The organism is Pseudoxanthomonas sp. J35 (assembly GCF_000513995.1).
Taxonomy (GTDB): Bacteria; Pseudomonadota; Gammaproteobacteria; order Xanthomonadales; family Xanthomonadaceae; genus Pseudoxanthomonas.
The window spans coordinates 94,532-101,003 of the sequence record NZ_KI911335.1; the positions used below are offsets into that span (position 1 = coordinate 94,532).

Genomic DNA, 6,472 nt, shown 5'->3' on the forward strand with positions numbered 1-6,472 from the left:
GAGCTGATGAACCTGATGACCGATCCATGGATTCCGGTTCGCTGTGCCAGTGGTCGACCACGCCTGATCTCGCCACTGCAACTGGCGGACGAAGAAGACCCGCCCCTGGAGCTTGACGCGATCCGGCCAGACTTCAATGCCGCGCTGGCGCAGTTCCTGGTCGGGCTGATGCAGTGGCTGGCGCCGGACAACGAGCCGGAGTGGCGACGGGTCGCCGAAGGTCGGGAGCGGCCCGCGTTCGAACGGTGGCGTGAGCTCGGGCATTGCTTCTCCTTAGACACTGGATCGCATCGCTTCATGCAGGACATGGATTTCGAGCCCGATGAGGCGGGCGACCTGTCCGCATTGCTGCTGGAGGCGCCTGGCGGCAATACGTTGCGCAACAACACCGACCTGTTCATCAAGCGCAGCGAAGGCACGACCCTGTCGATGCCGATTGCCGCCCAGGCGTTGCTTACCCTGCAGATCAACGCACCAGCGGGAGGGCAGGGCCACCGCACGTCGGTCCGGGGAGGCGGCCCTGTTTCAATGTTGCTGTGGCCCCCGAGGCTGGGGAACGAGACGACACCGTTGTGGCGCAAGTTGTGGCTCAACACCCTGGTGCTGGAAGGCGACGAGCCGCGGCTGGACGTCGTCTTTCCCTGGATGGCGCCGTGCCTGACCAGCGAGGGCGGACGCGACGTGCACACCCACCTGGCGGAGCAACCGCCCAGCGACATCGAACAGGCCTTGTTGTGCTACTTCGCCACGCCGCGCCGCATCCGCCTGCACTTCGAGGTTGAGGGTACCTGCTCGCTTACCGGCCAGCGCGGCCCCTGCGCCATCGCCATGGAGATGCGCAACCTCGGCGCCAATTACCGCAGCGACCTGTTCCAGCACCCGCTGTCGCCGTACTACCGCGACAAGGCCGGAAGCCTCTTGCCGATCCACGTCCGGGAAACCGGATTTACCTATGCCGACTGGGTCCTGGCTTGCGAGGACAGTGAACAGTTCCGCAGCCCCCGCTCATTGAGGAGCGAGCGGCTGGGCATGGAGCTGCGTGTTCAGCTGCCTGCCGATTCGGTGTGGGCCACGGGCTTTGCCATGGACAACATGAAATGCCTGGCTTGGCACGAAGTGCGGTTTCGCCACCTGGACCTGGACGAAGCCCGCAGGGCTGCCGTCCTGCATGAGGTCCGTATCTGGCTGGGCGGGGCGGAACATGTCCGTCAGGAGCTGGCCAAGCAGTTGCGGGTTGCCTGGGGTGGGACTGGCGCGGGGGATACCAGCGTGGTCGAGCGCGAACTGTTCAGCCGGACCGAGGAGGCTTTCTACCGCCTGGTCGGCGAACTTGCGGCCATGGGTGAGGCGACCGAGGAACAACAGGTGCAGTTCCACCAGGAGCTGCGTCGCCGCTGGCAAAAGCAGCTGGCGGGTGTGGCCTTGCAGCTTTTCCAGCGGCATGCCGAGCAGGGTGATGCGGCAGAAGAAACCGTACAGGCGTTGAGGCGCGTTTCCATTGCCCACCGCAACCTGCTCCAGGCCGTCCATGGCGGACTGGCCAGGAAGCTTGGAATCGCCAGTCCCGCCGCGAAGGCGGGTCGGACGACTGCAACCGGAAAGAAGGAGAAAGCAGCATGAGGGATCGCAGACGATGGGCGGAGGTAGTGCATCGTGCAAGCTGCGCCATAGAACGAAATGGCCGCCTGCGCTCGGCCTTGCGTCGCGCCGCCTGCTGTGGCGATGCAGTCGGCTACGAGGAGACCGAAGTCTTCGCCCAGGCATTGGCTTCCTGCTTGGGGTCACGATGGCTGGAAGAGGCAGTGGCGGATGGTGCCATGGTGCTGCTGGCACAACGCAATGTGGCGCCTTGGCCCAAGCAGGATGAGGTAGACGCGTTGCCGGAGCCAGGCCGGTTGCCAAGGCTCCTCGGACAGCCCGTCGGAGAACGACGCCGCCTCTCCGAGCTGAGGTTTCAGCGCCTGTTGCGTGCCGCCGACAGCGACGAACGCCTGCAGCACCTGCGTCGTGCCCTGCCCTTGCTGGACGGGCCCGTGCATCCCCTTGCGGTGGTGGAGGCCTGGCTTGACCTGCATGGCGAGCAGGGACGGCGTGCGTTTGCGCGCGCTTACTTCACCGGAGACGCAGCCCCTACCCACCCGCAACCATCCGAACCGACCGCTGACGCGGCCTGAAATTACTCACGGAATCGAGGACAGAACATGAAGCACCGTTTCCTGCAATTGCATGTGCTCACCGCCTATGGACCGTCCAACCTCAACCGCGACGACCTGGGAATGCCCAAGACCGCCGTAGTCGGCAATGTGCCCCGCCTGCGCGTTTCTTCCCAGAGCCTGAAACGCACCTGGCGTACCAGCGACGTGTTCCAGTCGGCGCTGGCTGGCCATCTGGGTACCCGCACGAAGAAGATTGGCCAGCTTGCGATGGACGAGATGCTCAAGGCGGGCCTAGATGAGAAACGCGCGTTCGATTGGTCCAAGTTCATCGCCCAGGCTTTTGGCAAGCTCAAGGAAGGCGAGGACGGCGAGCAGGTCACTGAAGGCGCCGAGGAAGGCGCCGGCAAGGGCAAGCGTGGCAAAGGCAAGAAGGGGGAAAGCAACGAAGTCGAGACCCTGGTATTCCTGTCGCACGAGGAGCGCGAGGCCATCCTCGCTCTGGCCCGTACCCTGGCCCAGTCGAAGCAGGCCCCTTCAGCCGACCAGCTTGCCTTGCTGAGGAAGAGCAATGCCACCGCGGACCTGGCGTTGTTCGGGCGCATGCTGACCGCTGACAAGTCACGCAAGGCTGAAACCTCGGATCGCCCCCAGTACAGCGTGGAAGCCGCTGCACAGGTGGCGCATGCCATTACCGTGCATAGAGCCGTTCCTGAAGATGACTTCTTCTCGGCGGTGGATGATCTCAACACGGACGAGGAAACCGGCTCCGGTCACCTCGGCGACCTGGGCTTCGGATCGGGCGTGTTCTACGAGTATGTATGCGTCGACCGCGAGCTGCTGGTTCGGAACCTGGACGGGAACGTGGAACTGGCGGCCCGTACCTTGCGCGCGCTTGCAGAAGCGGTGGTATCGGTGGCGCCCACCGGCAAGCAGAAGAGTTTCGCCAGCAACGCCCGGGCCAGCTTCGGCCTGGCGGAACTGAGCGACGAAGCCCCCCGCCAGCTGACGGCGGCATTCCTGCGCCCGGTGGAGGCCTCGGACATGGACATGGCGGCCCGGGCTGCCGAACGCCTGCGGGACCTGGTGGTGCGTTTCGACGATGTGTACGGCTTCGACGGTATGCGCCTGCACTTCAATGCGACCGATGCCGATACCTCGACGTTGGACAGGGGCGTGCAGGCTGATTCGCGGCCCCGCTTCCACCAGTTCGTCGACTTCGTTGCCCGTGGCCTGGACGAAGGCACCCCGGACGGACTGGAGTAAACGTCATGCACTGGCTGCTGTTCGAACTTGCAGCGCCATTGGCCAGCTTCGGCGGCGTGGCCCCCGGACAGGTGCGGGACACGGAACTGCTTCCTTCGCGCTCGGCGGTACTCGGCCTGCTGGCTGCGGCCTCGGGTCTCGAGCGTGATGATGTCGCCGCCCAGCATGCATTGGCTGAAGGTCTGTACATCGCCGCGCGGGTCAGCACTGGCGCGAGCCTCCAGCGCGATTACCACACCGCACAGGCACCTGGCCAGGCGGCATTGAAAGGCCGCCCTTGCCGCACCCGGCGCGACGAGTTGTCGGTGGCGAAGGACGACCTGAATACCGTGCTGTCGGACCGTTACTACTACGCTGGTTATGCCGCGACCATCGGCGTGGCGTGCAGATCAGGCGAGCGCCTCGATGGATTGGAACAGGTCCTGAGACGTCCCCGTTTCGCGTTGTACCTCGGTCGCAAGAGTTGTCCGCCGGCCTGGCCGGTGGTTCCCCACCGCTTGCAGGCCGATACCTGGGCACGGGCGCTGGCTGGCTACGAAGACTACGCTCTCGCCCGGATCGACCGTTTCAGGGACTTCGGCGCGGATGGCTGGCTGCGTAGCTGCAAGGGCAGCTATCTCCACCGCGTAGACGAAGGCGTCGAGCCCGGTGAGCTGCCGGGGGTGAAGCACCTGGTCGTGCGTCGCGACCATCCCCTGGATACGGCTCGCCGCCTGTTTGCCGAGGGCCGGCACTGGCGCATTGGCCCGGAGCAGGAGGTGCGGCCATGAGCTGGTTCAGCCGGGTGACCATGGTGGCGGGCGTCAGGGATGAGCGGCAACACCTGCGTGCGCTGCGCGTCCATCCCTACCGCCAGCATCAGGCCCTGTGGGGAATGTTCGAGCGGCCGGAAGGGACTCCTCAGCCGTTCCTGTTCCGCCAACTCCCCGACGAGGACGCCGACGTACTGCGCTTCCTCGTGGTCAGCCAGGATCGCCCGCGCGAGATCCCGGGTTGGCATGTGGAATGCAAACCCTACCAGCCAAGGCTGCGGGTCGGAGAGTGCTACCGCTTCGGCATACGCCTGAACCCCACGCGCACGGAAGCGTCAGCAGCTGGCCGGGGCAAGCGCCAGGACTACGTCATTTCCCGACTGCACCAACTGCGGGTAAAGCCGGAGCAACGGGCCCCGGAACGTCAGCGAGTGGTGCACGAGGAGCTGCCGGAATGGTTGCGTCGCCGGGGCGAGAGGCATGGGTTCGATATCGAAGCGTGTCACGTGGAGCGTTACGAGGTTCTGCGCACGCAGAAGGGAAGTCACGCCGTCACCCTCGGCGTTGCCGAATTCGGTGGTGTCCTGCGTGTGGCGGATCCGGAGAAGCTGACCGCTACCCTGAGCCAGGGCTTGGGGCATGGGCGCAGTTTCGGCTTGGGGCTGCTGCTGCTCAAGCCTTGCTGACTGATTGGGTGGTCCCGTCGGCATCAGGCCGGCGGCACCACCCGGCTTCCGGTGCGACCGGGAGAAGCTTCATGCACGACGCAGGTACCTGACCTGATCTGAGAAAGATGAGCACACCACTGCTTCCTCCGCTCAAGCCCCTTCCGATGAAGGACCGGGTGTCGATGATCTTCGTCCAGTATGGGCAGATCGATGTGCTGGACGGCGCTTTCGTGGTGGTGGACAAGAACGGAGTGCGCACGCACATCCCGATCGGATCTGTGGCCTGCATCATGCTGGAACCGGGTACGCGCGTCTCGCACGCCGCCGTCAGGCTGGCTTCCCTGGTGGGCACCCTGCTCGTTTGGGTCGGCGAGTCAGGTGTCCGTCTTTATGCCAGTGGCCAGCCAGGAGGAGCACGTGCTGACCGCCTGCTTTACCAGGCCAAGCTCGCACTGGACGACGAACTGCGGTTGAAGGTCGTCCGGAAGATGTACGAGGTTCGTTTCGGGGAGCCAGCGCCACTACGGCGTAGTGTCGAGCAGTTGCGCGGAATCGAAGGCGTGCGTGTCCGCGAGACCTACAAGTTGCTGGCCCGGAAGTATGGCGTGAACTGGCGTACCCGGAACTACGACCGCGAGGAGTGGGATGCGGCTGACATACCCAACCGCTGCCTGTCCGCGGCTACGGCTTGCCTGTACGGGATCACCGAGGCAGCGGTGCTGGCAGCAGGCTATGCGCCGGCGGTCGGATTCATCCACACCGGCAAGCCGCTCTCGTTCGTGTACGACATAGCCGACCTGTTCAAGTTCGAGACGGTGGTGCCCGTTGCTTTTCGTGTTGCAGCCCAGGCGTCGCGGGAACCCGAGCGCGAGGTCCGCCTGGCTTGTCGCGACCTGTTTCGCAGCGAGAAACTCCTGGGTCGCATCATCCCGACCATCGAGGCGGTGCTGGGGGCTGGCGGCATCCAGCCCCCCGAGGCTCCGTCCGAATCCGTGCCACCGGCAATTCCCAACCCGGATGGCATTGGTGAAGTCGGGCACAGGACGCAGGGATGAGTTTTCTGGTGGTCGTCACTGAGAACGTGCCACCCCGCCTGCGGGGAAGGCTTGCCCTGTGGCTGCTGGAAGTCCGCGCGGGCGTGTACATAGGCGACGTGTCCCGTCGTACCCGCGAGATGATCTGGCAACAGTTGTCCGAAGGCTGCGAGGACGGGAACGTGGTCATGGCCTGGGCCAGTCGCCACGAATCCGGGTATGAGTTCCAGACGCTTGGCTCGAACCGCCGGATGCCCGTGGACTTTGATGGCTTGCGTCTGGTGGCATTTCGTCCGCCACCGGATGCTACTGCTCTTTGAAAATTCAGCTTGGTAGAATCCTGTAAGCCATTTTTCCATTGGTGAATCAATGGCTTGCGTCAAGTGTGTTCCCCGCGCTCGCGGGGATGAACCGGCGGGATCGAACAGTGAATCCAGCTCAGCCACGTGTTCCCCGCGCTCGCGGGGATGAACCGACGGTCTTGGCGCTGGAATTCGCCCTGGAGATGTGTTCCCCGCGCTCGCGGGGATGAACCGCCTTCGTGGCCGACTATGCCAGCGCACTGCCGGTGTTCCCCGCGCTCGCGGGGATGAACCGCA

Annotated in this window: 7 protein-coding genes; all 7 read left to right on the plus strand. The window is 64.7% G+C overall.

The genetic code is table 11. The features are described 5' to 3' along the window. Positions 1 to 6: 6 nt before the first annotated feature. The 7 genes from casA to cas2e all read left to right on the plus strand — a co-directional run bounded on the left by casA (position 7) and on the right by cas2e (position 6,193). Positions 7 to 1,620: a type I-E CRISPR-associated protein Cse1/CasA gene (gene casA, locus PSEJ35_RS0114205; protein ID WP_037083442.1), complete on the plus strand. Its 1,614-nt coding sequence runs from the start codon at positions 7 to 9 to the stop codon at positions 1,618 to 1,620. Beyond that, positions 1,617 to 2,174, plus strand: coding sequence for a type I-E CRISPR-associated protein Cse2/CasB (gene casB, locus PSEJ35_RS17070; RefSeq protein ID WP_084635569.1), 558 nt, complete (start codon positions 1,617 to 1,619; stop codon positions 2,172 to 2,174). Before casA ends, casB begins: the two co-directional genes overlap by 4 nt. 27 nt (positions 2,175 to 2,201) lie before the next feature. After that, a complete protein-coding gene (cas7e, locus tag PSEJ35_RS0114215) occupies positions 2,202 to 3,419 on the plus strand; it encodes a type I-E CRISPR-associated protein Cas7/Cse4/CasC (RefSeq protein WP_028918356.1) in 1,218 nt (405 codons plus the stop codon). A 5-nt stretch (positions 3,420 to 3,424) separates the two neighbouring features. Further along, a complete protein-coding gene (cas5e, locus tag PSEJ35_RS16405) occupies positions 3,425 to 4,189 on the plus strand; it encodes a type I-E CRISPR-associated protein Cas5/CasD (RefSeq protein ID WP_051412704.1) in 765 nt (254 codons plus the stop codon). Further along, positions 4,186 to 4,857 (plus strand): type I-E CRISPR-associated protein Cas6/Cse3/CasE, encoded by a 672-nt coding sequence (cas6e, locus tag PSEJ35_RS0114225; RefSeq protein WP_028918357.1) that lies wholly within the window; start codon positions 4,186 to 4,188, stop codon positions 4,855 to 4,857. The genes cas5e and cas6e overlap by 4 nt, the downstream gene beginning before the upstream one ends. A 107-nt stretch (positions 4,858 to 4,964) precedes the next feature. Continuing rightward, a complete protein-coding gene (gene cas1e, locus PSEJ35_RS0114230) occupies positions 4,965 to 5,894 on the plus strand; it encodes a type I-E CRISPR-associated endonuclease Cas1e (protein WP_232207679.1) in 930 nt (309 codons plus the stop codon). Next, positions 5,891 to 6,193 carry a type I-E CRISPR-associated endoribonuclease Cas2e gene (gene cas2e, locus PSEJ35_RS0114235; RefSeq protein WP_028918359.1) on the plus strand — a complete coding sequence of 101 codons (303 nt, stop codon included), beginning with the start codon at positions 5,891 to 5,893 and terminating at the stop codon, positions 6,191 to 6,193. The genes cas1e and cas2e overlap by 4 nt, the downstream gene beginning before the upstream one ends. The last annotated feature ends 279 nt before the right edge of the window (positions 6,194 to 6,472 follow it).

Excerpts from the sequence above, each read along its gene's own strand:
- casA (WP_037083442.1), top strand. The coding sequence starts at position 7 with ATGAACCTGATGACCGATCCATGGATTCCGGTTCGCTGTGCCAGTGGT.
- casB (WP_084635569.1), top strand. The coding sequence starts at position 1,617 with ATGAGGGATCGCAGACGATGGGCGGAGGTAGTGCATCGTGCAAGCTGC.
- cas7e (WP_028918356.1), top strand. The coding sequence starts at position 2,202 with ATGAAGCACCGTTTCCTGCAATTGCATGTGCTCACCGCCTATGGACCG.
- cas5e (WP_051412704.1), top strand. The coding sequence starts at position 3,425 with ATGCACTGGCTGCTGTTCGAACTTGCAGCGCCATTGGCCAGCTTCGGC.
- cas6e (WP_028918357.1), top strand. The coding sequence starts at position 4,186 with ATGAGCTGGTTCAGCCGGGTGACCATGGTGGCGGGCGTCAGGGATGAG.
- cas1e (WP_232207679.1), top strand. The coding sequence starts at position 4,965 with ATGAGCACACCACTGCTTCCTCCGCTCAAGCCCCTTCCGATGAAGGAC.
- cas2e (WP_028918359.1), top strand. The coding sequence starts at position 5,891 with ATGAGTTTTCTGGTGGTCGTCACTGAGAACGTGCCACCCCGCCTGCGG.